This is a genomic window from Pseudomonas jinjuensis, from assembly GCF_900103845.1.
GTDB lineage: Bacteria > Pseudomonadota > Gammaproteobacteria > Pseudomonadales > Pseudomonadaceae > Pseudomonas > Pseudomonas jinjuensis.
This window is the reverse complement of record NZ_FNIJ01000010.1, coordinates 223,125-247,261: the sequence shown is the minus strand read 5'-3', so window position 1 is coordinate 247,261 and position 24,137 is coordinate 223,125. Positions and strand designations below refer to the sequence as shown.

Sequence of the window (24,137 nt, the reverse complement as noted above, 5' to 3'; positions counted from 1 at the left end):
CAACCGTGATCGAAGGAGTGTCCCGATGCTTTATCTCTGGGTGAAAGCCCTGCACATCATCGCCATCGTCTGCTGGTTCGCCGGGCTGTTCTACCTGCCGCGCCTGTTCGTCTACCACGCGATGAGCGACGACCAGGCCAGCCACGAGCGCTTCTGCGTGATGGAACGCAAGCTCTACCGCGGCATCATGCTGCCTTCGATGATCGCCAGCCTGCTCCTCGGCCTGTGGATGATCCACCTGAATCCGGCCTGGATGTCCCAGGGCTGGATGCACGCCAAGCTGGCCCTGGTGCTACTGCTGATCGGATACCACCATATGTGCGGCGCCATGCTCAAGCGCTTCGCCCGCGGCGAGAACCAGCGCGGCCATGTGTTCTTCCGCTGGTTCAATGAAGTCCCCGTGCTGTTCCTGCTCGCCATCGTGATCCTCGTGGTGATCAAACCCTTCTGACAAAGGAAATCCGTCATGGCCCTGCCCGCCCTGCTCGACCGCCGCCTGCGCCTGCCGCTGATCGCGGCGCCGATGTTCCTGGTGTCCAATCCACAGATGGTGCTGGCCTGCTGCAGAAGCGGTGTCGTCGGCAGCTTCCCGGCGCTGAACCAGCGCGAGAGCAGCGGCTTCAAGGCCTGGCTGGAGGAGATCGAAGCCGGCCTGGACACCGACCCGCAGGCCGCGCCCTATGCGGTCAACCTGATCGTCCACCACAGCAACCCGCGCCTGCAGGCCGACCTGACGCTGTGCGTGGAACATCGCGTGCCCATCGTCATCACCAGCCTCGGCGCCGTGCGCGAGGTGGTGGACGCGGTGCACAGCTACGGCGGGCTGGTCTTCCACGACGTGACCACCCGCCGCCACGCCGAGAAGGCCGCCGAGGCCGGCGTCGACGGGCTGATCGCGGTGGCGGCCGGCGCCGGCGGGCACGCCGGCACCTGGAGCCCCTTCGCGCTGGTCGCGGAAATCCGCCAGTTCTTCGACAAGACCCTGCTGCTGGCCGGCTGCATCAACCACGGCCACGAGATCCTCGCCGCGCAGATCCTCGGCGCCGACCTGGCCTATGTCGGCACCCGCTTCATCGCCACCCGCGAAAGCAATGCCTCCGGCGACTACAAGAAGATGCTGCTGGAAGCCCGCGCCGCCGACATCATCCATACCGCCGCGGTATCCGGCGTGCCGGCGAGCTTCATGCGGCAGAGCCTGGAAGCCGCCGGCTTCGACCTGAAGCGGCTGACCGACAAGGGCGACGTCAATTTCGGCGAGAAGCTCAAGCCGGTGAGCGAAGAAGCCAAGGCCTGGAAGACCGTCTGGTCCGCCGGCCAGGGCGTGGGCAACATCCGCGACCTGCCGACGGTGGACGAACTGGTCGCCCGGCTCGACGGGGAATACCGCGCCGCACTGGCGCGCAGCCACCGCCTGGCGGAGCAGTTGCGCCCATAACGAAGCGGAAATTTTCGGAAATCCGCTGCTTTTCGCCGAAGCTTGCGCCGATTACGCTGTAACTCATCTTTCCAGAGACAAGGATGGCCCGATGGACGCAACACGTTTCAAGATCGTGTTTGATGGCGCGCTGATGCCGCAGACACCCCTGGAGCTCGCCAAGCAGAATCTCGCGCGGCTGTTCAAGAGCGATCCCGGCAGGATCGAGGCGCTGTTCAGTGGCCGGCCGGTGGTGCTCAAGCGCGACCTGTCCGACGCCGAAGCCGACAAGTACCTGCAGGCTCTGCACAGTGCCGGCGCCAAGGCGCGCAAGGAAGCCGACTTCAGCGCCAGCCTCAGCCTGGTCGAGACCGAGGACCACCCCAGCCCGGAAACCCGGCCCGCCGCGCAAACCGAACAGGCCGACAGCAGCCGGATGACCTGTCCGAAATGCGGGCATGAACAACCCCGCGCCGCCGAATGTTCCGGCTGCGGCATCATCATCGAGAAATACCTGAGCCGGCAGGCCGAACTGGCCGCCCGTGCCGGCGCCGAAGCGGCTGCCGCGCCAATGGCGACCTCTGCCGCCGCGGCCAGCGCCCAGTCGCCCTATGCGACACCGCAATCGCAGGTCGGCGAACCGCTGCCCGAATACGGCGAGCTGAACTACTTCACCGTCCAGGGCCGCATCGGCCGAGTGCGCTACCTGGGTTGGGGCATGGGCCTGATGCTGCTGGCGATGCCGGCGCTCGCGGTGATCGGCGGGCTGGCCACGGTCTCCAGCTCGCTCGGCGTCCTGCTGGTACTCGCCGGCGTGGTGGCGCTGTCGGTGGTCAGCATCTTCTTCGGCGTGCAGCGCCTGCACGACATCGGCTGGTCCGGCTGGCTGCTGCTGGTCAACCTGGTCCCGGTGGTCGGCAGCGTGTTCGCCCTGCTGATGCTGCTGGTGCCCGGCTCGGCCGGCGCCAACCGCTACGGCCCGCCGCCGCCGCCGAACAGCCGCGGCGTGGTGGCGCTGGCCTGGGCGTTCCTGCTGGTGCCGATCATCGGCATAGCGGCGGCCATCTCCCTCCCCGCCTACCAGGACTACGTGACACGCGCGCAGATGAGCCACTACAGCCAGGACGCCTCGCCCTCCATCGACGAAGGCTACGATTCCGACAGCGGCGATGCCGGGCAGTCGGACCAATAGCCGCCCGTGACGGGGCAGGATAGAATCCGCGCCCCGTCCCCGAGAGCCGCTCAATGCCACGCTATGCCCTGATCACCGGAGCTTCCAGCGGTATCGGCCTCGCCCTGGCCGAAGCCCTCGCGCGCCGCGGCCAGGCCCTGGTGCTGGTGGCGCGTCGGCGCGATGCGCTGGAAAGCATCGCCTGCGAGCTGGCGCAGCGCTTCGGCGTCGACGTGCTGTTCCGCACCTGCGACCTGTCCGAGCCGCTGCAGATTTCCGGGCTGCTGCACGAACTGGATCAGAACGGACTGGACATCGAGCTGCTGGTGAACAGTGCAGGCATCGGCTCGGCCGGCGCCTTCCTCGAACATGACTGGTCGCGCGAACGGGAACTGGTCGAGCTGAACGTCCTCGCCCTCACCCGCCTCTGCCACGCCATCGGCAACCGCATGGCGCAGAACGGCGGCGGCCGCATCCTCAACGTCGCCTCGCTGGCCGCCCTGCATCCCGGTCCATGGATGAGCAGCTACCACGCCAGCAAGGCCTACGTGCTGAGTTTCTCCGAGGGCTTGCGCGAGGAGCTGAAGGGACGCGGAGTGAAAGTCTCGCTGCTGTGCCCCGGGCCGACGCGCAGCGCCTTCTTCCGCCACGCCGGGCTGGACGGCGAACGCTTCGAGGGCAAGCGCATGCTCAGCCCCGAGCAGGTCGCCTTCCACACCGTGCGCGCCTTGCAGCGCAACCCGGCGATCATCATCCCCGGCTGGCGCAACCGGCTGCTCGCCTGGTGCCCACGGCTGGCGCCGCGCTGGCTGGTGCGCAAGCTGGCCGGGCGGCGCAACCGCCTCGCCGTGCAGCGCTGAGGCGTCTCAGTCGGCCATCACCGCACGCCCATCGGCCCAGCGGCGCAGTGCCGCAAGCTCCTCGGCCATCACCACAGACAACGGCGCGGTGCGCTTGATTTCCTGCAGCAGCAATTCCTGGTCGACGGTCTTCTGCCGCGCCTGCCCGGCATAGAACGCACTCACCACCACCTGCTCGATTTCCGCGCCGGAGAAGCCGTCGCTGACCTGCGCCAGTTCGCCGAGATCGAACTGCTGCGGCTCCAGCTCGCGGCGCTGCAGATGGATGCGGAAGATCTCGGCGCGCACCTCGCGGGTCGGCAGGTCGACGAAGAACAGCTCGTCGAAGCGTCCCTTGCGCACCAGTTCCGGCGGCAGGCGATCGATGGCGTTGGCGGTGGCGACCATGAACACCGGCGCCTTGCGCTCGGCCATCCAGGTCAGCAGGGTGCCGAGCACGCGCTGGCTGACGCCGCCGTCGTTGTCGCCGGTGGCCAGGCCCTTCTCGATCTCGTCGGCCCAGAGCACGCAGGGCGCCATTTCCTCGGCCAGGCGCAGGGCCTCGCGCAGGTTGCGTTCGGTCTCGCCGAAGTACTTGTTGTACAGGCAGGCGAAATCCAGGCGCAGCAGCGGCAGCCCCCACAGGCCGGCGACCGCCTTCGCCGCCAGGCTCTTGCCGCCACCCTGCACGCCGACCAGCAGCACGCCTTTCGGGAGGTCGACGTCCTTGCCGGCATTGAAGGCCGCCTGGCGCTCGCCGAGCCAGCGCTTGAGGTTGTACAGCCCGCCGACTTCGGCGAAACGCGCGGTATCGTGCTCGAAACTCAGCACTCCGCCGAGGTCGAGCAGCTCGAACTTGGTGCGGTTCAGCGCCGGCAGGTCTTCCTGAGTGATGGCGCCGTCGTTGCAGATCACGTTGCGCGCCAGCAGCCGCGCCTCGCCGTGGCTGAGTCCGCGCAGGTTCTTCACCACCTGGTTCAGGGTGCGGTTGTCGGTGCGCACGCGCACGCCGCGGTTGCGCTCGCTCCAGCGCGCGGCCTCCTCGCGGACGATGCCGATCAGCTCTTCCTCGCTGGGCAGCGCCAGGGTGAAGCGCGCGGCGAAGCGCTGGACTTCCGCCGGCAGCTTGAGCGCATGGGAAACCAGCACCACGGTGGGCCGCGACGGGCCTTCGGCCATGGCGATCTCCTTCAGCAGGCGCACCACCTTCGGGTTGTCGGCGAGGAACGGATGCAGGTCGCAGAGCACATAGAGATTGGCCTGCTGGTCGGCCTTGATCGCGCGCAGGGCAGTCTCCACCTCGCCGCTGTCGCCCCGCACCAGCGGCTCGCCGCCAAAGCCCAGGCGCTGCAGGCCCTCGGTCACCGACCAGGTGTAAAGGCCGTGGCCGCGCCTGATCGCCAGCCCGGTCAGGGTTTCCAGCACCCGCGGCTCGTCCCAGGATTCGATGGCGACCAGCTTGACCCGCGAGTCCAGCACCAGCCCCAGGTCGTGGATATCGTTCTTCAATGCAGCCTCCTTGCACGTGCGGCCCACGCTGGGCGGACGGAGTCCCGGTGACTACACTCAGCCGGCAGAGGCCAGACAGGAGAAGCGACCGTGGAATGTCTGTTCTGCAAGATCGTGACCGGGCAGATTCCCGCACGCAAGCTCTACGAGGACGACCAGGTGGTCGCCTTCCACGACATCAACCCGCAGGCGCCGGTGCACTTCCTGGTCATCCCGCGCAAGCACATCCCCACCCTCAACGACCTGGACGAGGCGGACAAGCCGCTCACCGGACACATCCTGCATGTCGCCCAGCAGCTCGCGCTGGAACAGGGCTGCGCGGACGGTTTCCGGGTGGTGATGAACTGCAACGACCTCGGCGGCCAGACCGTCCACCACATCCACATGCATGTGCTCGGCCAGCGGCAGATGCACTGGCCGCCGGGCTGACGACCGAATCCGTCGAGTCCTGCACCACGGCAAGACCTGCCATCGCCGATCCGGTAAACTTGCCGACGAATTTTCCTTCGGAGGTGCGCCATGTCCGCCGAGCGTCACTACTCTCCCGCCGACCTTTTCCTGCTGCAGGCCGATGCCGCGATGCGCACCCTGCTGCCTTTCGCCGGCCATCCCGGACGGCCCTCGCCGGCCATCGTGCAGCCGGATGCCGAACTGAGCGAGGACGATGCCCGCCATGTCGCCGGGCTGATGCGCGTCAACCACACCGGCGAGGTCTGCGCCCAGGCGCTGTACCAGGGCCAGGCGCTGACCGCCAAGCTGCCGCAGGTGCGCAAGGCCATGGAAACCGCCGCCGACGAGGAAGTCGACCACCTGGCCTGGTGCGAGCAGCGCATCCGTGAGCTGGGCAGCCGCCCGAGCCTGCTCAACCCGCTGTTCTACGGCCTGTCGTTCGGCGTCGGCGCGCTCGCCGGGCTGGTCAGCGACAAGGTCAGTCTCGGCTTCGTCGCCGCCACCGAAGACCAGGTGTGCAAGCACCTCGACGAGCACCTGGCGGAGATTCCCGCCGAGGACCAGAAGTCCCGCGCCATCCTCGAACAGATGCGCGAAGACGAGCAGCAGCACGCCACCAGCGCCATCGAGGCCGGCGGCCTGCGCTTCCCGGCGCCGGTGAAGTTCGGCATGACGCTGCTGTCGAAGGTGATGACCAGGACCACCTATCGCATCTGAGGTGCAAATCCGCCATGCCCGTTGGCGGGTTGCCCCCGCCCTACGAATAAAGAAGGCGCCACGTGGGCGCCTTCTTCCTTTGCTCCGGCCTCAGGCCTTGTGCGGCATGTTGCGGCCGTAGAAGATTTCCAGCATCTCGTGCCGTACCCGCTCCTCGACCTGCTGACGCTGTTCCGCCGAGAGGTTGCTGGTGGCGTCGCCGAACAGGTAGTTGTCCAGGTCGAACTCCTTCAGCAGCATCTTGGTATGGAACATGTTCTCCTGGTACACGTTCACGTCGGTCATCTGGTAGGCCTCGTACGTGTCGTCGGAGAGATAGTTCTGGATCGAGTTGATCTCGTGGTCGATGAAGTGCTTCTTGCCTTCCACGTCGCGGGTGAAGCCGCGCACGCGGTAGTCCACGGTGACGATGTCCGAGTCGAACTGGTGGATCAGGTAGTTCAGCGCCTTCAGCGGGGAAATCACGCCGCAGGTGGAGACGTCTATGTCCACGCGGAACGTGGCGATGCCTTCCACCGGATGGATTTCCGGGTAGGTGTGCACGGTGATGTGGCTCTTGTCCAGGTGCGCCAGGATGGTCTCCGGCAGCGGGCCCGGGGATTCCTCGATCTGGCTTTCGGTCGGCTCGACCGGCTGCTCGGAGATCAGGATGGTCACGCTGGCGCCCTGCGGATCGTAATCCTGACGGGCGATGTTCAGGATGTTGGCGCCAATGATGTCGACAACATCCGTGAGAATCTGGGTAAGCCGCTCGGCATCGTACTCTTCGTCGATGTACTGCACGTAGGCCTGCTGGTCTTCAGGCGTTTCGGCGTAGCAGATGTCATAGATGTTGAAGCTCAAGGTCTTCGTCAGGTTGTTGAACCCGTGGAGCTTGAGTTTGCTTTTCACCGTGGTAACTCTCGTCAATGCGGCTCTGCCGCGTGATTGAGCATGCCCGTCAGATGAGTGGGTACATCTGCGTAGGACCGTTCACACCTCTTCGCGATGGCGATTTTGGCAATTGGCCGGGGCGCATGGCCCCGAAAAAAGGTGGCGCATTATGCAGAGGTCGAACGCCCCGCACCAGAGTCTGCGCCACTTCCGCTGATGAAATGATGTCAGTTGAGTTCCACGATCTCGTAATCGTGGGTGATTTCGACGCCGGCGCGGCCGAGCATGATCGAGGCCGAGCAGTACTTCTCCGCCGACAGATCCACCGCGCGCTTCACCTGGGCTTCCTTCAGACCGCGGCCCTTGACCACGAAGTGCACGTGGATTTTGGTGAACACCTTCGGGTCTTCGCTGGCACGTTCGGCGTCGAGGAAGGCTTCGCAGCTTTCCACCGGCTGGCGGCTCTTCTTCAGGATGCTGACCACGTCGAAGTTGGTGCAGCCGCCTAGGCCGAGCAGCAGCATTTCCATCGGCCGCACGCCGAGGTTGCGGCCACCGTTTTCCGGCGGGCCATCCATCACCACCACATGGCCGCTGCCGGATTCGCCGAGGAACATCGCCTCGCCTGCCCACTGGATACGCGCTTTCATCGAGAGCTCCGCCGAAAAAAAGGGGCGCCAGCTTAACACAAGGGGGTTGCGCGCCGAGCCGGGCCGGCGCCCTGTTAGCTGCTTCGCAATTCGACGGCACGGCCGACAAGATGCTTAATTTGACGCCAGTAAAATGGCACACTCTCTCGGAAAATCCTCTGACGGACGTTCCAGGTTTCCGATTGTCGGCAACACGACGTCTGTTAAGCTCATGCCGCTTTACGTACAAAGCACGGGAGCAAGGGAAATCGCAGTTTCGCCAGCGATGGCGAGGGGGAGTCGCTAGGGAAGGCGCGCTGCACATAACAAACAAATAAACGCCTGTTGTGCAAAGGGCCTTCTTTACATTCTTCGGGACTCGGGCATGGCTATAACCCTCACACCCAAACTCAAGAACCTCGACAAGCTTCTCGCGCATTGCCACCGCCGCCGCTACACCTCCAAGAGCACCATCATCTACGCCGGCGACCGCTGTGAAAGCCTGTTCTTCATCATCAAGGGCTCGGTCACCGTACTGATCGAGGATGACGACGGCCGCGAGATGATCATCGGCTACCTGAACACCGGCGACTTCTTCGGAGAGATGGGGCTCTTCGACAAGGACGACAGCATCAAGCAGGAACGCAGCGCCTGGGTTCGCGCCAAGGGCGAGTGCGAAGTGGCGGAGATCAGCTACGCCAAGTTCCGCGAGCTGAGCCAGCATGATCCGGAAATCCTCTTCACCCTCGGCAGCCAGATGGCCGAACGCCTGCGCAAGACCACGCGCAAGGTCGGCGACCTGGCCTTCCTCGACGTGACCGGCCGCGTCGCCCGCACTCTCCTCGACCTGTGCCAGCAGCCGGACGCCATGACCCACCCGGATGGCATGCAGATCAAGATCACCCGCCAGGAAATCGGCCGCATCGTCGGCTGCTCGCGGGAGATGGTCGGCCGCGTACTGAAGGCCCTGGAGGAACAGGGCCTGGTCTACGTGAAGGGCAAGACCATGGTGGTGTTCGGCACGCGCTGAAGCCCACCAGAATGCAAAAAGCCGGCAATCGCCGGCTTTCTTGTTGCTTGTGTCCCGTCCTGGCAGGTTCAGTCGGGATCGGCCCCCAACACAACCTTGTTGCGCTCCGGGAAGAACAGCCGCTTCAGCTCGGTGCCCGGCTCGTCGGCGCGCATGAACGCCTCGCCGACCAGGAAGGCGTAGACCTCGCTGACTTCCATCAGCTCCACGTCGGCGCGGTTGAGGATGCCGCTCTCGGTGACCACCAGGCGATCGCGCGGGATTTCCGGCAGCAGGTCGAGGGTGGTGTCGAGGGTGACCTCGAAGGTGTGCAGGTTGCGGTTGTTGATGCCGACCAGCGGGGTGTCCAGGGTCTTCAGCGCCCGCTCCAGCTCCTCGCCGTCGTGCACTTCCACCAGCACGTCGAGGTTGAAGTCCCTGGCCACGGCGGCCAGCTCGGCCATGCGCACGTCGTCGAGGGCGGAAACGATCAGCAGGATGCAGTCGGCGCCGATGGCGCGCGCTTCCACCACCTGGTACGGATCGATCATGAAGTCCTTGCGGATCACCGGCAGCGAGCAGGCGGCGCGAGCTTCCTTGAGGTAGGCGTCGCTGCCGAGGAAGAAGTCCACGTCGGTCAGCACCGACAGGCAGGCGGCGCCGCCTTCCTCGTAGCTGCGGGCGATCTCGGCCGGCACGAAGTTCTCGCGCAGCACGCCCTTGCTCGGCGAGGCCTTCTTGATCTCGGCGATCACCGCCGGCTGCTTGCGTCCGGCGCGCTCCAGCAGCGCATTGGCGAACCCGCGCGGAGCGTCGGCGGCGCGCGCCAGCTGCTCCAGCTCGGCCAGGCTGACGCGAGCACTGCGTTCGGCGACTTCTTCGACCTTGCGGGCAAGAATCTTCTGCAGAACCGTGGGCACAGTCACTGTGCATTCTCCTCTCGGTAAACGGCGGTGAAGGCCGCCAGCTCTTCCATCTTTTCCTTCGCCAGGCCGGTGTGCAGGGCGTCGTGGGCCAGCTGCATGCCTTCATGCAGGCTGGTCGCCAGGTCGGCGGCGTAGAGCGCGGCGCCGGCGTTCAGCACGATCAGCTCGGCAGCCTTCTGCCCGGCCTCGGTCTTGCGTCGACCCAGGGCGTCGCGGATCAGTTCCAGGGATTGCTGCGGGCTCTCCACGGTCAGGCCGATCAGGCTCTGGCTGCGAATGCCGAAATCTTCCGGCTGCACCTCGTATTCGCGCACTTCACCGTCCTTCAGTTCGGCGATGTGGGTCGCCGCGGCGAGGCTGAATTCGTCCAGGCCGTCGCGGGAGTGCACCACCAGGATGTGCTCGCTGCCCAGGCGCTTGAGCACTTCGGCCAGCGGGCGACACAGCGCCTGGTTGAATACGCCGACCACCTGGTGCTTGACGCCGGCCGGGTTGGTCAGCGGGCCGAGCATGTTGAACAGCGTGCGCAGACCCAGCTCGCGGCGCGGACCGGCGGCGTAGCGCATGGCCTTGTGATGAATCTGGGCGAACATGAAGCCGACGCCCACCGCCTCGATGCAGCGCGCCACCTGTTCGGCGTGCAGGTCCAGGTAGATGCCGGCGGCTTCCAGCAGGTCGGCGCTGCCGCTCTTGCCGGATACCGCGCGGTTGCCGTGCTTGGCCACCTTGCCGCCGGCCGCGGCGACGACGAAGGCCGCCGCCGAGGACACGTTGAAGATGTTGGCGCCGTCGCCACCGGTGCCGACCACGTCGACCACATGATCCAGGCTCGGCAGCTCGACCCTCTCGGCCAGCTCGCGCATCACCGAGACGGCGCCGACGATCTCGTCGATGCTCTCGCTCTTCATGCGCATGCCCATGAGGAAGGCGCCGACCTGCGCGTCGGTGCACTGCCCGGTCATGATCTCGCGCATGACGTCCTGCATTTCCTCGGTGGAGAGGTCGAGCTGGTTGACCACCCGGTTGAGGGCTTCCCTGATGTTCATGCGCGCACGCCTCCGTTCTGCTTGAGGAAGTTGGCCAGCATCTCGTGGCCCTGCTCGGAGAGGATCGACTCGGGGTGGAACTGCACGCCCTCGACGTTCAGGGTCTTGTGGCGCAGGCCCATGATCTCGTCCACCGAACCGTCGTCATGCTGGGTCCAGGCAGTGATTTCCAGGCAGTCCGGCAGGGTTTCGCGCTTGACCACCAGCGAGTGGTAGCGGGTCTGGGTCAGCGGGTTGTTCAGGCCGGCGAACACGCCCTGGTCGGTGTGGTAGACCGGGCTGGTCTTGCCGTGCATCACCTGGCGCGCGCGCACCACGTCGCCGCCGAAGGCCTGGCCGATGGACTGGTGGCCTAGGCAGACGCCGAGCAGCGGCAGCTTGCCGGAGAAGTGTTCGATCACCGCCAGCGACACGCCCGCCTCGTTCGGCGTGCAGGGGCCGGGGGACAGGACGATGCGCTCGGGCTGCAGCGCGGCGATTTCCTCCACGCTCAGCTCGTCGTTGCGGATCACGTGGATGTCGGCCTTCAGCTCGGCGAAGTACTGCACCAGGTTGTAGGTGAAGGAGTCGTAATTGTCGATCATCAGCAGCATGGCGGTACTCCTCAACCCTGCATCTTGGCGGTGTGTTCGGCCAGGGCCACGGCGCGGAACATGGCGCGGCGCTTGTTGATGGTCTCTTCCCATTCCAGCGCCGGGACCGAGTCGGCGACGATGCCGCCGCCGGCCTGCACGTGCAGTTCGCCGTTCTTGATCACCGCGGTGCGGATGGCGATGGCGGTGTCCATGTTGCCGTTCCACGCCAGGTAGCCGACCGCGCCGCCATAGACGCCACGCTTGACCGGTTCCAGCTCGTCGATGATCTCCATGGCGCGGATCTTCGGTGCACCGGACAGGGTGCCGGCCGGGAGGATGGCGCGCAGGGCGTCCATCGCGCTCATGCCGGCCTTGAGCTGGCCGTTGACGTTGGAAACGATGTGCATGACGTTGGAGTAGCGCTCGATCACCATCTTCTCGGTGACCTTCACGCTGCCGGTCTCGGAGACGCGGCCGACGTCGTTGCGGCCGAGGTCGATCAGCATCAGGTGCTCGGCCAGCTCCTTGGCGTCGGACAGCAGGTCCTCTTCCAGCGCCACGTCGGCTTCCTCGGTGGCGCCGCGCGGGCGGGTGCCGGCGATCGGGCGCACGGTGACCAGGCCGTCCTCGACGCGCACCAGCACTTCCGGCGAGCTGCCCACCACGTGGAAGTCGCCGAAGTTGAAGAAGTACATGTAGGGGGTCGGGTTGAAGCAGCGCAACGCGCGGTACAGGTCGATGGGCGCGGCGCTGAAGTCGATGGACATGCGCTGCGACGGGACCACCTGCATGCAGTCGCCGGCGAGGATGTATTCCTTGACGGTGTCGACCGCGCGCTCGTAGTCCTCGCGGGTGAAGCTGGCGCGGAACTGCGGTTCCGGCGCGTTCACCGCGCTGAAGTCGAGGCCGCGGCGCGGAGTGATCGGCTGGCGCAGGTGTTCCAGCAGTTCTTCCAGACGCGCATGGCCGTTCTCGTAGGCATTGGCCTCGGCCGGGTCGGCGAGGACGATGGCGTGCATCTTGCCGGCCAGGTTGTCGAACACCACCACGGCGTCGGACACCATCAGCAGGATGTCCGGGTTGCCCAGCGGGTCCGGGTTCGGGCACTGCGCCAGGCGCTTCTCGACGTAGCGCACGCAGTCATAGCCGAAGTAGCCGACCAGCCCGCCGTTGAAGCGCGGCAGCCCCGGCAGGGTCGGTACGCGGTAGCGGTTCTTGAACTCTTCGACGAAGGCCAGCGGGTCTTCGCATTCGAAATGCTCGGTCTCGACGCCGTCGACCTTGATGCTCGCCGTGTGGCCGTAGACCCGCAGCACGGTGCGGCTGGGCAGGCCGATGATCGAGTAGCGGCCCCACTTCTCGCCGCCCTGCACGGACTCGAGCAGGTAGGTGTTGGGACCGTCGGCCAGCTTCAGGTAGATGGACAGCGGGGTGTCGAAATCGGCGAGGGTTTCGCAGGTGAGCGGAATGCGGTTGTAGCCTTCTGCGGCCAGCCGCTGGAATTCTTCGCGAGTCATGATCGGCCTCGTGTGAGGAAGCGGTGAAACGGGTTGTGTGCAAACGCGCCGGGCGGGCCGGCCGGGGATGTGTCAGGCGCGCCAGCGCCAACGGGCCAGGGCCTTGATGACCTTCATCCAGAGTTTGCAGGTAACCGTCACCAACACGATTCGATCTCTTGGGGCGGGAGCGGAACAGGTATCCGGCAACACTATCGCAGTGCCTGGGTCGAAGCAAGGCAACAGTTTGCGCAGGTCGTCCACCACCAGCGTCGGCGCTTCCTCGGCGATCGGCCGGCCATGATTGTAGCCGTAGCTCAGGCCGACGCAGGGCACGCCGGCGGCCTTGGCGGCGAGGACGTCGTTGCGCGAGTCGCCGACGAACAGGGCCTGCTCCGGCTTGACCCGCGCCATCTTCATCACGTGCAGCAGCGCAGCCGGGTCGGGCTTCTGCTGCGGGAGGGTGTCGCCGCCGATGATCCAGCGGAAGTAGCGGCCGATCTTCATCTCGTCCAGCAGCGGACCGACGAAGCGCTCCGGCTTGTTGGTGATCAGCGCCAGCTGCACCTTCTGCTTCTTCAACCACTTCAGGGTCTCGCGCACGCCGGGATAGACCACGGTCAGCGCGTGGCTGTCGGCGTAGGCGTCCATGAACAGCGCCAGGGCGCGCTCGGTTTCCGCCTCGCCGACGCCGTCATGCTCGATGCCGCCGGCCAGCGCCCGGCGCACCAGCACCCGCGCGCCGTTGCCGACCCAGTGGCGGACCTGCTCGACGCCGGCCGGCTCGCGGCCGAGGGCGGCGAGCATCTTGTCCACCGCCGCAGCCAGGTCCGGCACCGAATCCACCAGGGTGCCGTCCAGGTCGAACATCACCAGGCGCGGCAGGCGGGTGGCGAACAACGGCTCGGCGGCACTCATTATTTGCCGACCTGAGCCAGTTCGGCATGCATGGCGCGGATCACCTCGGCGTAGTCCGGGGCGTTGAAGATCGCCGAGCCGGCGACGAAGGTATCGGCGCCCGCCGCGGCGATCTCGCGGATGTTCTTCACGTTCACCCCGCCGTCGATCTCCAGGCGGATGTCACGGCCGCTGGCGTCGATCAGGGCGCGGGCCTCGCGCAGCTTGTCGAGGGTGCCGGGGATGAACTTCTGCCCGCCGAAGCCGGGGTTGACGCTCATCAGCAGGACCATGTCGACCTTGTCCATCACGTACTTCAGGGCGTCCAGCGAGGTCGCCGGGTTGAACACCAGGCCGGCCTTGCAGCCGCCGTCGCGGATCAGCTGCAGCGAACGGTCGATATGCTCGGAGGCTTCCGGGTGGAAGGTGATGTAGCTGGCGCCGGCCTCGATGAAGTCGCCGATGATGCGATCCACCGGCTTGACCATCAGGTGCACGTCGATCGGCGCGGTGACGCCGTACTTGCGCAGCGCCGAGCAGACCATCGGGCCGATGGTCAGGTTCGGCACGTAGTGGTTGTCCATCACGTCGAAGTGGACGATATCGGCACCGGCGGCGAGCACCCTGTCCACATCCTCGCCCAGGCGGGCGAAATCGGCGGACAGGATCGACGGAGCGATGGCGTAGGGTTGCATGGCGCACCTCAAGGAAATCACGGATGGCGCGCATTGTAGCCGGTAAGAATGGATGACGCTTATTCGACCGATGGCCGAGAGAGATGGCGGTTGCGGCGGGCGAAACGTAGGGTGGATCAGCTCCACCGATCCACCATGGCCGCGCGCGCGGCCCCGCGATGGTGGATGAAAAAAGCCTCATCCACCCTACGACAAACCGGCGGGCTGGACGCGGGAGCGTCCGAGGATGCGTTCCCACGCGGGAGCGTGGGAACGATGGGGGGAATCAGCCCGTCGGTGCGGTGCGCATCTTCTCGCTGCGCCCGCGCAGCCATTCCAGGGTCAGCAGCAGCAGGACGGAGAAGCCGATCAGCAGGGTCGCCGCGGCGGCGATGGTCGGGCTGAGGTTCTCGCGGATGCCGCTGAACATCTGCCGCGGCAGGGTGGCCTGCTCGGGGCCGGCGAGGAACAGGGTCACCACCACTTCGTCGAACGAGGTGGCGAAGGCGAACAGCGCGCCGGAAATCACCCCCGGGGCGATCAGCGGCAGGGTCACCTTGAAGAAGGTCAGCACCGGCGGCGCGCCCAGGCTGGCGGCGGCGCGCACCAGGTTGTAGTTGAAGCCCTGCAGGGTCGCCGACACGGTGATGATGACGAAGGGCACGCCGAGCACCGCGTGCATGATGATCAGCGCCGTGTAGCTGTTGCCGAACCCCAGCGGGGCGAAGAACAGGTAGCTGGCGACACCGATGATCACCACCGGCACCACCATCGGCGAAATCACCAGGCTCATCACCAGCGCCTTGCCGCGGAATTCGCCGCGGGTCAGGCCGATCGCCGCCAGGGTGCCGAAGACCATGGCCAGGAAGGTCGCCGCCGGGGCGATGATCAGGCTGTTGGTCAGCGAGCGCATCCATTCGGCGGAACTGAAGAAGTCGGCATACCAGCGCAGGGAGAAGCCCTGCAGCGGGTAGACCAGGAAGGTGCCGGAGTTGAACGACAGCGGCACGATCACCAGCACCGGCAGCACCAGGAACAGCAGCACCAGGCCGCAGAGGATGCGCAGGGTGTAGTACCACACGCGCTCGACGGGGGACATGTAGGGACTCAGCATCTTCTTATTCTCCTCAGCCCAGGCGCAGGCGGTTCGCGCCTACCAGCCAGCCGTAGATCACGTACAGCACCAGGGTGGCGAACAGCAGCAGGCCGCCGAGGGCCGTGGCCATGCCCCAGTTGATGGTGGTGTTGGTGTAGAAGGCGACGAAGTAGCTGACCATCTGGTCGTTCGGGCTGCCCAGCAGGGCCGGGGTGATGTAGTAGCCGATCGACAGGATGAACACCAGCAGGCAACCGGCGCCGACACCAGCCACGGTCTGCGGGAAGTAGACCCTCCAGAAGCTGGCGAACGGGTGGCAGCCGAGGGAGATCGCCGCGCGCATGTAGCTCGGCGAGATGTTCTTCATCACGCTGTAGATCGGCAGGATCATAAACGGCAGCATGATGTGCACCATCGCGATGTACACGCCGGTGCGGTTGAACACCAGCTGCAGCGGCTGGTCGATCAGACCGAGCTTGAGCAGCGCGCCGTTGATGATGCCGCCGGACTGCAGCAGCACGATCCACGCCGCCACCCGCACCAGGATCGAGGTCCAGAACGGCAGCAGCACGAGGATCATCAGCAGGTTGCTCTGCCGGGTCGGCAGGGTGGCCAGCAGGTAGGCCAGCGGATAGGCCAGCACCAGGCAGAGGACGGTGATCACCACGCTCATCCAGAAGGTGCGGGCGAAGATGTCCAGGTAGATCGACTGGTCGGGGGTGGCCCGGGCGATTTCGCCGAGGTCGTCGATGCGGTGATCGAGGGCCGCGAGCAGGTAATAGGGGGTCAGGCTGCTGGAGTTGCGGCGGATCACCTGCCAGTAGGCCGGGTCGCCCCAGCGCTCGTCGATGGCTTCCAGCGCTTCCTTATAGGAAGTCGGCTCGCTCTTCAGCGGCAGGGCGCGGCCGGTCTTGGCCATCAGGCTGCGGTAGCCGGCCAGCTCCATGTTCAGGCGCTTGGAAAGATCGCCGATGGTCTGGTTCTTGCGCGCGGCGGCCAGGTCTTCGGCCAGCGCCTTGTAGGCGGCTTCCGGCGGCAGGGACTTGCCGTCCCAGTCGGAAATGGCCTGGACGGTCAGCGGCATCGAGCCGACCACTTCGGGGTTGTTCACGCTCTTGTAGAGGAGCGCGACGATCGGCACCAGGAAGACCAGCACCAGGAAAACCAGCAGGGGCAGGACCAGCGCCTGCGACTTCAGACGGTTCACCCGTTCGGCGCGCGCCAGGCGCTGCTTGAGGGTGGGGCCGGCGACCTCGTTCAACGTCACGGCGGTGGCCATAGCGAACTCCGGTAAAACAGGCCGCCCGGGGGACGGCCAAGGTGTGGTATCGGACGAATCGGGAGGCGGGCCTCCCGGTCACGCCCCGCGCGTTGCCGGCGCGGGGCGCGCGGTGGGCTTACCTGGCGGCCCAGGCGTTGAAGCGCTGTTCCAGCTGCTCGCCGTAGTCAGCCCAGAAGGTCACGTCCATGCCGACCTGGTTCTCCATGTTCTCCGGAGTGGTCGGCATGTCCTTCAGCAGGCCCTTGTCGAGCAGCTCCACGGCCTTCTTGTTGGCCGGGCCGTAGGCGATGTTCTCGGAATAGGTCTTCTGCTGTTCCGGCTGCAGGGTGAAGGCGAGGAACTTGAGGGTCTCGTCCTTCTTCTTCGAACCCTTCGGGATGGCCCAGGCGTCGAAGTCGTAGATGCCGCCGTTCCACACCACCTTCAGGTTGCTTTCCTTCTGCACCGCGGCGATGCGGCCGTTGTAGGCCGAACTCATCACCACGTCGCCGGAGGCGAGGTACTGCGGCGGCTGGGCGCCGGCCTCCCACCACTGGATGCTCGGCTTGATCTCGTCGAGTTTCTTGAAGGCGCGGTCCTGGCCTTCCTTGGTGGCGAGCACCTTGTAGACGTCGGCCGGCTTGACGCCGTCGGCCATCAGGGCGAATTCCAGGGTGTACTTGGCGCCCTTGCGCAGGCCGCGCTTGCCCGGGAAGTCCTTGACGTTCCAGAAGTCCGCCCAGCTGGTCGGCGCGGTCTTCAGCTTGTCGGCGTTGTAGGCCAGCACGGTGGACCACACGAAGAAGCCGACGCCGCAGCTGCTGATGGCGCCCGGTACGTAGTCGTCGGCGTTGCCGAGGATGGCCGGGTCGATTTCCTCGAACATGCCCTCGTCACAGCCGCGGGACAGCTCGGGCGACTCCACCTCGACCAGATCCCAGGAGATGCTGTTGGTGTCGACCATCGCCTTGATCTTGGCCATTTCGCCGTTGTACTCGCCGGCGATGATCTTGTTGCCGGTTGACTTCTCGTAGGGCGTGTAGAACGCCTTGACCTGGGCGTTCTTGTTGGCGCCGCCGAAGGACACGACGGTCAGGTCGGCTGCCATGGCCTGGGCCGCGCAGGCCAGGCCGATGCTCAGTGCCGCCAGCTTGAAGCCGGTGGTCTTGAAGGATTTCGACATTATTGTTCTCTCCACAGTGTGCAGGTTTGATTGTTCTTCGACTCGCACAGCCCGGCCGCCCTGCCCGGGCCGATCCTTCACGCCGTCTGCATCGGGTCGAGCGCGCGGACGTGCTGCACGTCCCAGCCCAGCGGCACCACGTCGCCCACGCTGAGCTCGTGATCGAGTTCGGCGATCGGCTGCTTGACGATGAAATCGGTGCGCCCGCAGACCTCGAGGCGGATGCGCACGTGGTCGCCCAGGTAGATGAACTCGGCGACACGGCCGGAGAAGCGGTTGCTGCACTTCTCGCTGGCGCCGTTCAGGTGCACGCGCTCGGGACGGATCGACAGGCTGACCGGCTCGCCCGGCTGGCCGACGTTGACCGCCAGCGCCTCGACCTTCTCGCCACGGGCCAGGCTGACCACGCAGCGGTCGCCCTCGCGGCTCTCCAGCTGGCCGGCGATGCGGTTGTTCTCGCCGATGAAGTTGGCGACGAAGGAATTGCGGGGATGCTCGTAGAGTTCGTGCGGCGCCGCGTTCTGCTGGATCTCGCCCTGGTGGAAGACGGCCACGCGGTCGGACATGGTCAGCGCCTCGCCCTGGTCGTGGGTCACGTAGACCACGGTCACGCCCAGGCGCTGGTGGATGTGCTTGATCTCCATCTGCATGTGCTCGCGCAGCTGCTTGTCGAGCGCACCCAGGGGTTCGTCCATCAGCACCAGCTGCGGCTCGAAGACCAGCGCGCGGGCCAGCGCCACGCGCTGCTGCTGGCCGCCGGAGAGCTGCGCCGGGTAACGGCCGCCGAACTTGTCGAGCTGCACCATCGACAGCGCGCGCTTGACCCGCTCGCCGACGTCCGACTTGCTCATGCCGCGCACGCTCAGCGGGAACGCCAGGTTCTCCGCCACGGTCATGTGCGGGAACAGGGCATAGTTCTGGAACACCATGCCGATGTTGCGCTTGTGCGGGGGAACGTTGTTGATCGCCTTGCCGTCGAGGAGGATCTCGCCGGCGGTGGGGGTTTCGAAACCGGCCAGCATCATCAGGCTGGTGGTCTTGCCGGACCCGGACGGGCCCAGCAGGGTGAGGAACTCGCCGCGGCGAATGTCCACGTTGAGATCCTTCACAATGAGGGTTTCGCCGTCGTAGCTCTTCTGAACGCCACGGAAGCTCACCAGCACATCGTTTGCCTGAGTCTCGGCCATAACCGCACCTTTTGTATTTATGTCTGCCGTTGAATCAAGCCTAGAGAAGGCGGAACGGCGCGCAAATCGGGCGGAAAGACAAATTGCTATAAGGGTAGAAGAGGATCGTCTGTAGGGCGATCCCTACACGGCGCCATGCGGAGGGGCGCTGCGCCCGGCACGCGGGCGCCCCCGGACTAGAGCAGTCTGTGCTCCACCGCGTACTTGACCAGGTCCGCCACCGAGTGCGCGCCGAGCTTCTGCATCAGGCGCGCCTTGTGGGTGCTGATGGTCTTGCTGCTGACCGCCAGCTGCTGGGCGATCTCGTTCACCCCGTCGCCCTTCACCAGGCGCTCGAACACCGAGAACTCGCGCTCGGAGAGCAGCGCGTGGGGCGGCCGCGAGTCGGTCAGGCCGACCTCGAAGACCATGCGGTCGGCCAGCTCCGGATCGATGTAGCGGCCGCCGCCGGCGACCTTGCGGATCGCCGTGAGCAGCAGCGCCGGATCGCTGTCCTTGGTGGCGTAGCCGGCGGCGCCGATCTTCAGCGCGCGGGCGGCCATCTGCACCTCGTCGTGCATCGACAGCATGAGGATCGCCGGCGGCTCGTTCAGCGCGCGGATCCGCGGGATGGCTTCGAGGCCGTTGACGCCGGGCATGGAGATGTCCAGCAGCACCACTTCGCAGGGCACCTGGCGAAGGATCTCGATCAGCTGCTCGCCATTGGTGGCCTCGCCGACCACCTCCAGGTCCCGGGCCATGCCGATGAGCTGCTTGATGCCCTCGCGGACGATGGTGTGGTCTTCCGCCACCACGACTCGGATCACTGCGCTTCTCCCCTCTCACTCTTCAATGGTTCGCCGGCCGGCGCATCCGGCCGGTCCAGCGGCACCCGCACCCACAGCGTGGTGCCCTCCCCCGGCTGGCTGTCGATCTGCAGCGAGCCGCCCAGCATCAGCACCCGCTCGCGCATGCCGACCAGGCCGAACGATCCGCCCTGGCGCACCTGCGCCGGATCGAAGCCGCGGCCGTCGTCGCTGATGCGCAGGCACAGCTCGTCGCCCTCCACCGTCAGCGCCAGCTCCACAGTATGCGCCTGGGCATGGCGCATGACATTGGTCAGTGCCTCCTGGAGGATGCGGAACAGGCCGATGGCCTTGGCGTCGGCCAGCCGCGGCGGATTCTCCGGCACTTCGGCCAGGCAGGGAATCTGCGTGCGCGCCTCGAAGCGCCGCGCCTGCCACTCCACCGCCGAACCGATGCCGGCATCGAGGATCGGCGGGCGCAGCGCCGTGGCGACGTCGCGCACCAGCTGGAACAACTGGGCGATCAGGCGCTTCATGTTGCCGAGGCGCTCGCGCAGGCCGGCGTCCTGTTCGCCATAGGCCAGCTCGCACATCGAGGTTTCCAGCTTGAGCACGGTGAGCACCTGGCCGAGCTCGTCGTGCACCTCGCGGGCGATGCGCGCCTTCTCCTCCTCGCGCACGCTTTCCAGGTGCGCCGACAGCTCGCGCAGCTGCGCGCGGGACTGCTGCAGCTCCAGCTCGGTCTGCTTGTTGCCGGTGATGTCCCAGACCACGCCGTCCCAGGCCAGCCGGCGGCCGTCTAGCTGGCGTGCGGTGGCCTTGATGTCGACCCAACGCGCCTCGCCGCTGCGGGTGAGGATGCGTCCCTGCCAGTGCCAGTTGCTGCCGCTGCCGACCGCTTCGTGCTGGCTGGCCAGGTAGCCGTCGCGATCGTCCGGATGCACCAGGCCGACGATGCCGGTGCCGCTCTCGCGCAGGTAGCCCGGCGGATAGCCGAGGGATGCCTCGCTGCCGCCGGTGATGAAGCTGATGTAGGCGAAGTCCGAGTGGTCCTCCGGCTGGCTCGGCTCCAGGCGGAACACCAGGCCGGGCACGTTGGCGGCGATGCCCTGCAGGCGCGCCTCGCTCTCCTCCAGGGCCTTGCGCGAACGGCGGCGTTCGGTGACGTCGGTGAGGAACACCAACAGGTATTCGGATTCGCGGAAGCGCAGGAAGCTCAGCGAAATGTCGGTCGGCAGCCACTGGCCATCGCTGCGCAGGCAGCTGATCTCGAAGCTCAGCGGCCCTTCCTCGTTGTTGCGCGCACGGCGCCAGAGGTTCAGCCAGCGGTCCATGTTCATTTCCGGCTGCAGCGCCGACAGCGGCCGCTGGTCCAGCTCGCCGGTGCCGTAGCCGAGCATTTCCCCGGCGGCGCGGTTGGCGTAGCGGATGTGGCTGTCCCAGTTGACCCAGAGGATGCCGACCGTGCTGTTGTCGAGGGCGAACTGGGTCAGGCGCAGTTCCTGTTCGGCGGCGTGGCGCGACTCGATGTCCCGCTGCGTCGCCCGCAGGCGCCGCTCCACCGCGCGGCCCTGGCGCTTCTGCCAGGCGAGGAAGGCCAGCGCCAGCGCCAGCAGCACGCCGAGCAGCAGGCACAGGCTGCGCCAGAACGCCGGCGACTCGCCGAAACGCGGGTACTTCGGCTGCAGCCAGCGCTCGTGCACGCCATCGATCTCCTTGGCCGGAATCGCGCGCAGGGCCAGGTCGACCATTTCCGCCAGTTGCGGCAGGTCGCGGCGGGTGGCGATCCGCAGCAGCTGGGGATAGCCGATGTCGGCGAGCACGGCGAAGCCGGCGAACTCGGCGTCCTTGCCGAGACGCGCCAGTTGCGCCTCGTCGACCACGGCGAAGCGCGCCTCGCCGGCGAGCACCTGGCGCAGCGCCGCGCGGTCGCTCTCCACCTGGCGCAGGGTCAGCGCCGAATAGGTGCCGCTCAAGTATTCCGCCACCGGGCCGGGCCCGCGCAGCGCCACCGGTTCGCCGGCGCCCAGCTTCTCCATTTCCACCGAGCCGCTGCTGCCGCGCTCGCCGACCAGCAGGCGCGGCACCCGCAGGTAGGGATCGGAAAACAGCCAGTCGCGCAGGCTGGCGGGCGTCTGGCTAATGCCGGCGGCGAGATCGACGCGGCCGTCGCGGGCGGCCCTTTCCAGCGCCGCCGGGCTGTCGAGGACGACCCACTGCAGCCTGGCCTTCAGCCCGCCGGCGAGGCGTTCCAGCAATTCCACGTTCGCCCCGGTCAGCTGCTGGGTGCGGCGGTCCTGCTGCACGTAGGGCGGTTCCAGCACCACGCCGACGCGCAGCGGGGCGTGGGCATCGAGCCAGGCGCGCTGCTGCGCGTCCAGTGCCACGCCGGGCGACTCCACGGCGGCCTGGGCCAGGAAGGGAATGAACAGCAATAGCGCCAGGGCAGCGCAGCGGGACAGACGAATCATGCCGACGGACACCATGCGGCTCGTGCCGCTCGCAGATAGAAGGCGCCAATACCTTACCGCAGGTTCGGGGGAACCCCGCAAAGCCCGCGCCTGACAAAGCTAGAACAAGGGGTTAGGCTGGCCCCCGCTCCAGCCCCGGAACGGAAGTCCCCGATGCCACGTCATGCCGCGCTCGCCCTCTGCCTGTCCCTGAGCTTCGCCGTCCTTGCCGCGGAAAGCACCCCGCCGGCGCCGGAGCGCGTGCCGGCCAGCGAGCGCAGCCAGGATCTCGCCAGCGGCCTGCAACGGCGCCTGCCGGAAGCCGAGCAGCAGAGACTGCAGGCCGGCAAGGAAAGCTTCCTCGCCCTCTGGCTGCCGGCCAACACCGCAGAGGCGCAAGGCGTGGTGATCCTCGTCCCCGGAGAGGGCGAGAGCGCCGACTGGCCGGTGGCGATCGGCCCGCTGCGGCGCAAGCTGCCGGATGCCGGCTGGAGCACCCTGAGCCTGTCGCTGCCCGATCCGCAGAGCACCGCGCCGGTGCCGCGCCCCACCGCTTCCAGCGACAAGGCCGGCGCCGACGCCGATGCCAGCGGCGCGGACAGCGCCAGCCGGCCGCAAGTGGAAGGCTCCAGCGGCGCCACGCCGCCGGCGGAAAGCACCGCCGAGGTCGGCAGCGGCGAACCGGCCCAGGCCAGCCCGGAACCGGCGCCCCGCCCCATCGATCCGCAGGAACAGCGCAAGGCACATGCCGAGCGGGTCATGGCGCGCATCCAGGCCGGCATCGACCAGGCCCTGCAGCACAAGCCGCGCAGCGTCGTGCTCCTCGGCCACGGCAGCGGCGCCTACTGGGCGGCGCGCTACCTGGCGGAACGCGAGCCGGGCGAGGTGCGCAACCTGCTGCTGGTGGCCGGCGACGTGCCGCCGGACTTCCTGCCGCCGCTGGAAAGCATGGTTTCGCGCCTGCCGCTGGCCATCGGCGACTTCTATTACCAGGACGACGATGCCGCCCATGCAGCCGCCCTCCTGCGCCGGCAGGCGGAGAAGCGCGAGCGGCATCCGGCCTATACCCAGGTGGGACTGAACACTCAGCGGGCGAACCCGGAGGCCGAGCAGGAACAACTGTACCGGCGCGTGCGCGGCTGGCTGGAGAAGCATCGGCAGGAAGGTGCCGGCGGATAGCGCGGCAGCCCGTTAGCGGAAGCCGCGGCGCCGCCTGACCAGGGCGTAGGCCGCCTGGATTTCCCGGGTCCGCTCGGTCGCCGCGGCGATGCGCGAGGCGCTGGCGCCGACCAGCTTGTCCGGATGGTGCTGGCTGAGCAGGCGACGGTAGGCCCGCTTGATTTCCGCCGGCTCGCTGGCCGCCGTCACGCCCAGCACGCGCAGCGCCTGGGGATAACTGGCCGCCTCCGGCTCCACCTGGCGCAGCGCTTCCGCCCCGGCGGCCAGCGCCAGCACGCGGCCGCGCGGCAGGCCGAGTTCCTCGCCCCAGAGCAGGATCAGGCTCTTTTCCGCCGCGCCCGGCGCACCGGCGGCCCAGGCCATGCGCCAGCAGGCGCAGATCAGCTGCTCCGCCGCATGACGCCGTTCGCGCAATTGCCGCAGGCCGCTGCCCAGGCGCTCGCCGGCGCTCTTGCCACGACCGAAGGCGTCGATGGCGCGCAGCCTGGCCGTTTCATCCAGGCGCAGACGCAGCATTTCCGCGCGCGCCTGGCGAATGTGTTCGTCGGTGACCCGGCCGCGGCTCTTCGCCAGCCGGCCTAGGGCGAGGAACAGCAGTTCCTCGTCGGCCAGCGGTTCCTCGCCGCCCAGTTGGCCGAGCAGGTCGCGCCAGGACTGCAGGCGCAGGCGGCGGTCGAGCACCTGGCCCAGCAGGCCGCCGAGCATGGCGCCGGGAATGCTCGCCAGCGCCCAGCCGGCGGCGGCGCCGATCAGCGTGCCGGGCCAGAGCAT

The 24,137-nt window shown here is 67.1% G+C and carries 24 protein-coding genes; 8 read left to right on the top strand and 16 right to left on the bottom strand.

What is annotated here, in order from left to right; translation table 11 throughout:
- The first annotated feature begins 25 nt into the window (after positions 1 to 25).
- The 4 genes from hemJ to BLR75_RS16180 all read left to right on the top strand — a co-directional run bounded on the left by hemJ (position 26) and on the right by BLR75_RS16180 (position 3,445).
- Positions 26 to 451 carry a protoporphyrinogen oxidase HemJ gene (gene hemJ, locus BLR75_RS16195; protein ID WP_084314903.1) on the top strand — a complete coding sequence of 142 codons (426 nt, stop codon included), beginning with the start codon at positions 26 to 28 and terminating at the stop codon, positions 449 to 451.
- Between the two features lie 15 nt (positions 452 to 466).
- Positions 467 to 1,435: an NAD(P)H-dependent flavin oxidoreductase gene (locus BLR75_RS16190; protein ID WP_084314904.1), complete on the top strand. Its 969-nt coding sequence runs from the start codon at positions 467 to 469 to the stop codon at positions 1,433 to 1,435.
- A gap of 91 nt (positions 1,436 to 1,526) precedes the next feature.
- Entirely contained in the window at positions 1,527 to 2,606 is a 1,080-nt protein-coding gene (locus tag BLR75_RS16185; RefSeq protein WP_084314905.1) for a DUF805 domain-containing protein, read from the top strand.
- A gap of 53 nt (positions 2,607 to 2,659) precedes the next feature.
- Positions 2,660 to 3,445, top strand: a complete 786-nt coding sequence (locus BLR75_RS16180) for an SDR family NAD(P)-dependent oxidoreductase (RefSeq protein ID WP_084314906.1) — start codon at positions 2,660 to 2,662, stop codon at positions 3,443 to 3,445.
- 6 nt (positions 3,446 to 3,451) lie between these two features.
- Here the strand turns inward: BLR75_RS16180 and BLR75_RS16175 are convergent, their stop codons facing one another.
- Positions 3,452 to 4,933, bottom strand: a complete 1,482-nt coding sequence (locus BLR75_RS16175; RefSeq protein ID WP_084314907.1) for an AAA family ATPase — start codon at positions 4,931 to 4,933, stop codon at positions 3,452 to 3,454.
- A 90-nt stretch (positions 4,934 to 5,023) separates the two neighbouring features.
- Here BLR75_RS16175 and BLR75_RS16170 point away from each other — a divergent pair, with 90 nt between their 5' ends.
- A complete protein-coding gene (locus BLR75_RS16170; RefSeq protein WP_084314908.1) occupies positions 5,024 to 5,362 on the top strand; it encodes a histidine triad nucleotide-binding protein in 339 nt (112 codons plus the stop codon).
- A 90-nt stretch (positions 5,363 to 5,452) separates the two neighbouring features.
- Positions 5,453 to 6,100 carry a 2-polyprenyl-3-methyl-6-methoxy-1,4-benzoquinone monooxygenase gene (gene coq7 / locus BLR75_RS16165; protein ID WP_084314909.1) on the top strand — a complete coding sequence of 216 codons (648 nt, stop codon included), beginning with the start codon at positions 5,453 to 5,455 and terminating at the stop codon, positions 6,098 to 6,100.
- 90 nt (positions 6,101 to 6,190) lie between these two features.
- Here the strand turns inward: coq7 and speD are convergent, their stop codons facing one another.
- The gene (speD, locus tag BLR75_RS16160; protein ID WP_084314910.1) at positions 6,191 to 6,991 is read right to left on the bottom strand and encodes an adenosylmethionine decarboxylase; all 801 of its coding nucleotides are present in this window, start codon (positions 6,989 to 6,991) and stop codon (positions 6,191 to 6,193) included.
- A gap of 209 nt (positions 6,992 to 7,200) precedes the next feature.
- On the bottom strand, positions 7,201 to 7,623 hold the full coding sequence (locus BLR75_RS16155) for an OsmC family protein (RefSeq protein WP_084314911.1): 423 nt from the start codon (positions 7,621 to 7,623) through the stop codon (positions 7,201 to 7,203).
- Positions 7,624 to 7,987: 364 nt separating this feature from the next.
- On the opposite strand from BLR75_RS16155, the gene crp reads away from it, so the two are divergent.
- The gene (gene crp, locus BLR75_RS16150; protein ID WP_084314912.1) at positions 7,988 to 8,632 is read left to right on the top strand and encodes a cAMP-activated global transcriptional regulator CRP; all 645 of its coding nucleotides are present in this window, start codon (positions 7,988 to 7,990) and stop codon (positions 8,630 to 8,632) included.
- Between the two features lie 68 nt (positions 8,633 to 8,700).
- Here crp and trpC read toward each other — a convergent pair whose 3' ends face one another.
- From trpC to BLR75_RS16090, 12 genes are all read right to left on the bottom strand, one after another.
- Positions 8,701 to 9,537: an indole-3-glycerol phosphate synthase TrpC gene (trpC, locus tag BLR75_RS16145; RefSeq protein ID WP_084314913.1), complete on the bottom strand. Its 837-nt coding sequence runs from the start codon at positions 9,535 to 9,537 to the stop codon at positions 8,701 to 8,703.
- Positions 9,534 to 10,583, bottom strand: a complete 1,050-nt coding sequence (trpD, locus tag BLR75_RS16140; protein WP_084314914.1) for an anthranilate phosphoribosyltransferase — start codon at positions 10,581 to 10,583, stop codon at positions 9,534 to 9,536. Before trpD ends, trpC begins: the two co-directional genes overlap by 4 nt.
- Complete coding sequence (locus tag BLR75_RS16135; protein WP_084314915.1) at positions 10,580 to 11,176, bottom strand: aminodeoxychorismate/anthranilate synthase component II; 597 nt, start codon at positions 11,174 to 11,176, stop codon at positions 10,580 to 10,582. Before BLR75_RS16135 ends, trpD begins: the two co-directional genes overlap by 4 nt.
- Before the next feature lie 11 nt (positions 11,177 to 11,187).
- On the bottom strand, positions 11,188 to 12,675 hold the full coding sequence (gene trpE / locus BLR75_RS16130; RefSeq protein ID WP_084314916.1) for an anthranilate synthase component I: 1,488 nt from the start codon (positions 12,673 to 12,675) through the stop codon (positions 11,188 to 11,190).
- 72 nt (positions 12,676 to 12,747) lie between these two features.
- Positions 12,748 to 13,572 (bottom strand): phosphoglycolate phosphatase, encoded by an 825-nt coding sequence (locus BLR75_RS16125; RefSeq protein ID WP_084314917.1) that lies wholly within the window; start codon positions 13,570 to 13,572, stop codon positions 12,748 to 12,750.
- On the bottom strand, positions 13,572 to 14,246 hold the full coding sequence (rpe, locus tag BLR75_RS16120) for a ribulose-phosphate 3-epimerase (protein WP_084314918.1): 675 nt from the start codon (positions 14,244 to 14,246) through the stop codon (positions 13,572 to 13,574). Before rpe ends, BLR75_RS16125 begins: the two co-directional genes overlap by 1 nt.
- A gap of 265 nt (positions 14,247 to 14,511) precedes the next feature.
- Positions 14,512 to 15,339, bottom strand: a complete 828-nt coding sequence (locus BLR75_RS16115; RefSeq protein WP_084314919.1) for an ABC transporter permease — start codon at positions 15,337 to 15,339, stop codon at positions 14,512 to 14,514.
- A gap of 13 nt (positions 15,340 to 15,352) precedes the next feature.
- Positions 15,353 to 16,600 (bottom strand): ABC transporter permease, encoded by a 1,248-nt coding sequence (locus BLR75_RS16110; protein ID WP_084314920.1) that lies wholly within the window; start codon positions 16,598 to 16,600, stop codon positions 15,353 to 15,355.
- A gap of 118 nt (positions 16,601 to 16,718) precedes the next feature.
- Complete coding sequence (locus BLR75_RS16105; protein ID WP_084314921.1) at positions 16,719 to 17,765, bottom strand: ABC transporter substrate-binding protein; 1,047 nt, start codon at positions 17,763 to 17,765, stop codon at positions 16,719 to 16,721.
- A gap of 77 nt (positions 17,766 to 17,842) precedes the next feature.
- Positions 17,843 to 18,952, bottom strand: coding sequence for an ABC transporter ATP-binding protein (locus BLR75_RS16100; protein WP_084314922.1), 1,110 nt, complete (start codon positions 18,950 to 18,952; stop codon positions 17,843 to 17,845).
- 176 nt (positions 18,953 to 19,128) lie between these two features.
- A complete protein-coding gene (locus BLR75_RS16095) occupies positions 19,129 to 19,758 on the bottom strand; it encodes a response regulator (RefSeq protein WP_084314923.1) in 630 nt (209 codons plus the stop codon).
- On the bottom strand, positions 19,755 to 22,208 hold the full coding sequence (locus tag BLR75_RS16090; RefSeq protein WP_084314968.1) for a PAS domain-containing sensor histidine kinase: 2,454 nt from the start codon (positions 22,206 to 22,208) through the stop codon (positions 19,755 to 19,757). The genes BLR75_RS16095 and BLR75_RS16090 overlap by 4 nt, the downstream gene beginning before the upstream one ends.
- A gap of 153 nt (positions 22,209 to 22,361) precedes the next feature.
- Between BLR75_RS16090 and BLR75_RS16085 the strand changes: the two genes are divergently transcribed.
- Complete coding sequence (locus BLR75_RS16085) at positions 22,362 to 23,366, top strand: alpha/beta hydrolase family protein (protein WP_084314924.1); 1,005 nt, start codon at positions 22,362 to 22,364, stop codon at positions 23,364 to 23,366.
- Positions 23,367 to 23,378: 12 nt separating this feature from the next.
- Here the strand turns inward: BLR75_RS16085 and BLR75_RS16080 are convergent, their stop codons facing one another.
- Complete coding sequence (locus BLR75_RS16080) at positions 23,379 to 24,137, bottom strand: DnaJ domain-containing protein (protein WP_084314925.1); 759 nt, start codon at positions 24,135 to 24,137, stop codon at positions 23,379 to 23,381.

What these genes read in the sequence shown, in the direction of transcription:
- BLR75_RS16085 (WP_084314924.1), top strand. Translation starts at nt 22,362, where the DNA reads ATGCCACGTCATGCCGCGCTCGCCCTCTGCCTGTCCCTGAGCTTCGCC.
- BLR75_RS16105 (WP_084314921.1), bottom strand. Translation starts at nt 17,765, where the DNA reads ATGTCGAAATCCTTCAAGACCACCGGCTTCAAGCTGGCGGCACTGAGC.
- rpe (WP_084314918.1), bottom strand. Translation starts at nt 14,246, where the DNA reads ATGCAACCCTACGCCATCGCTCCGTCGATCCTGTCCGCCGATTTCGCC.
- BLR75_RS16115 (WP_084314919.1), bottom strand. Translation starts at nt 15,339, where the DNA reads ATGCTGAGTCCCTACATGTCCCCCGTCGAGCGCGTGTGGTACTACACC.
- BLR75_RS16100 (WP_084314922.1), bottom strand. Translation starts at nt 18,952, where the DNA reads ATGGCCGAGACTCAGGCAAACGATGTGCTGGTGAGCTTCCGTGGCGTT.
- BLR75_RS16110 (WP_084314920.1), bottom strand. Translation starts at nt 16,600, where the DNA reads ATGGCCACCGCCGTGACGTTGAACGAGGTCGCCGGCCCCACCCTCAAG.
- coq7 (WP_084314909.1), top strand. Translation starts at nt 5,453, where the DNA reads ATGTCCGCCGAGCGTCACTACTCTCCCGCCGACCTTTTCCTGCTGCAG.
- BLR75_RS16090 (WP_084314968.1), bottom strand. Translation starts at nt 22,208, where the DNA reads ATGATTCGTCTGTCCCGCTGCGCTGCCCTGGCGCTATTGCTGTTCATT.
- trpD (WP_084314914.1), bottom strand. Translation starts at nt 10,583, where the DNA reads ATGAACATCAGGGAAGCCCTCAACCGGGTGGTCAACCAGCTCGACCTC.
- BLR75_RS16080 (WP_084314925.1), bottom strand. Translation starts at nt 24,137, where the DNA reads ATGCTCTGGCCCGGCACGCTGATCGGCGCCGCCGCCGGCTGGGCGCTG.
- BLR75_RS16155 (WP_084314911.1), bottom strand. Translation starts at nt 7,623, where the DNA reads ATGAAAGCGCGTATCCAGTGGGCAGGCGAGGCGATGTTCCTCGGCGAA.
- BLR75_RS16190 (WP_084314904.1), top strand. Translation starts at nt 467, where the DNA reads ATGGCCCTGCCCGCCCTGCTCGACCGCCGCCTGCGCCTGCCGCTGATC.
- crp (WP_084314912.1), top strand. Translation starts at nt 7,988, where the DNA reads ATGGCTATAACCCTCACACCCAAACTCAAGAACCTCGACAAGCTTCTC.
- BLR75_RS16185 (WP_084314905.1), top strand. Translation starts at nt 1,527, where the DNA reads ATGGACGCAACACGTTTCAAGATCGTGTTTGATGGCGCGCTGATGCCG.
- BLR75_RS16125 (WP_084314917.1), bottom strand. Translation starts at nt 13,572, where the DNA reads ATGAGTGCCGCCGAGCCGTTGTTCGCCACCCGCCTGCCGCGCCTGGTG.
- BLR75_RS16180 (WP_084314906.1), top strand. Translation starts at nt 2,660, where the DNA reads ATGCCACGCTATGCCCTGATCACCGGAGCTTCCAGCGGTATCGGCCTC.
- hemJ (WP_084314903.1), top strand. Translation starts at nt 26, where the DNA reads ATGCTTTATCTCTGGGTGAAAGCCCTGCACATCATCGCCATCGTCTGC.
- BLR75_RS16135 (WP_084314915.1), bottom strand. Translation starts at nt 11,176, where the DNA reads ATGCTGCTGATGATCGACAATTACGACTCCTTCACCTACAACCTGGTG.
- trpE (WP_084314916.1), bottom strand. Translation starts at nt 12,675, where the DNA reads ATGACTCGCGAAGAATTCCAGCGGCTGGCCGCAGAAGGCTACAACCGC.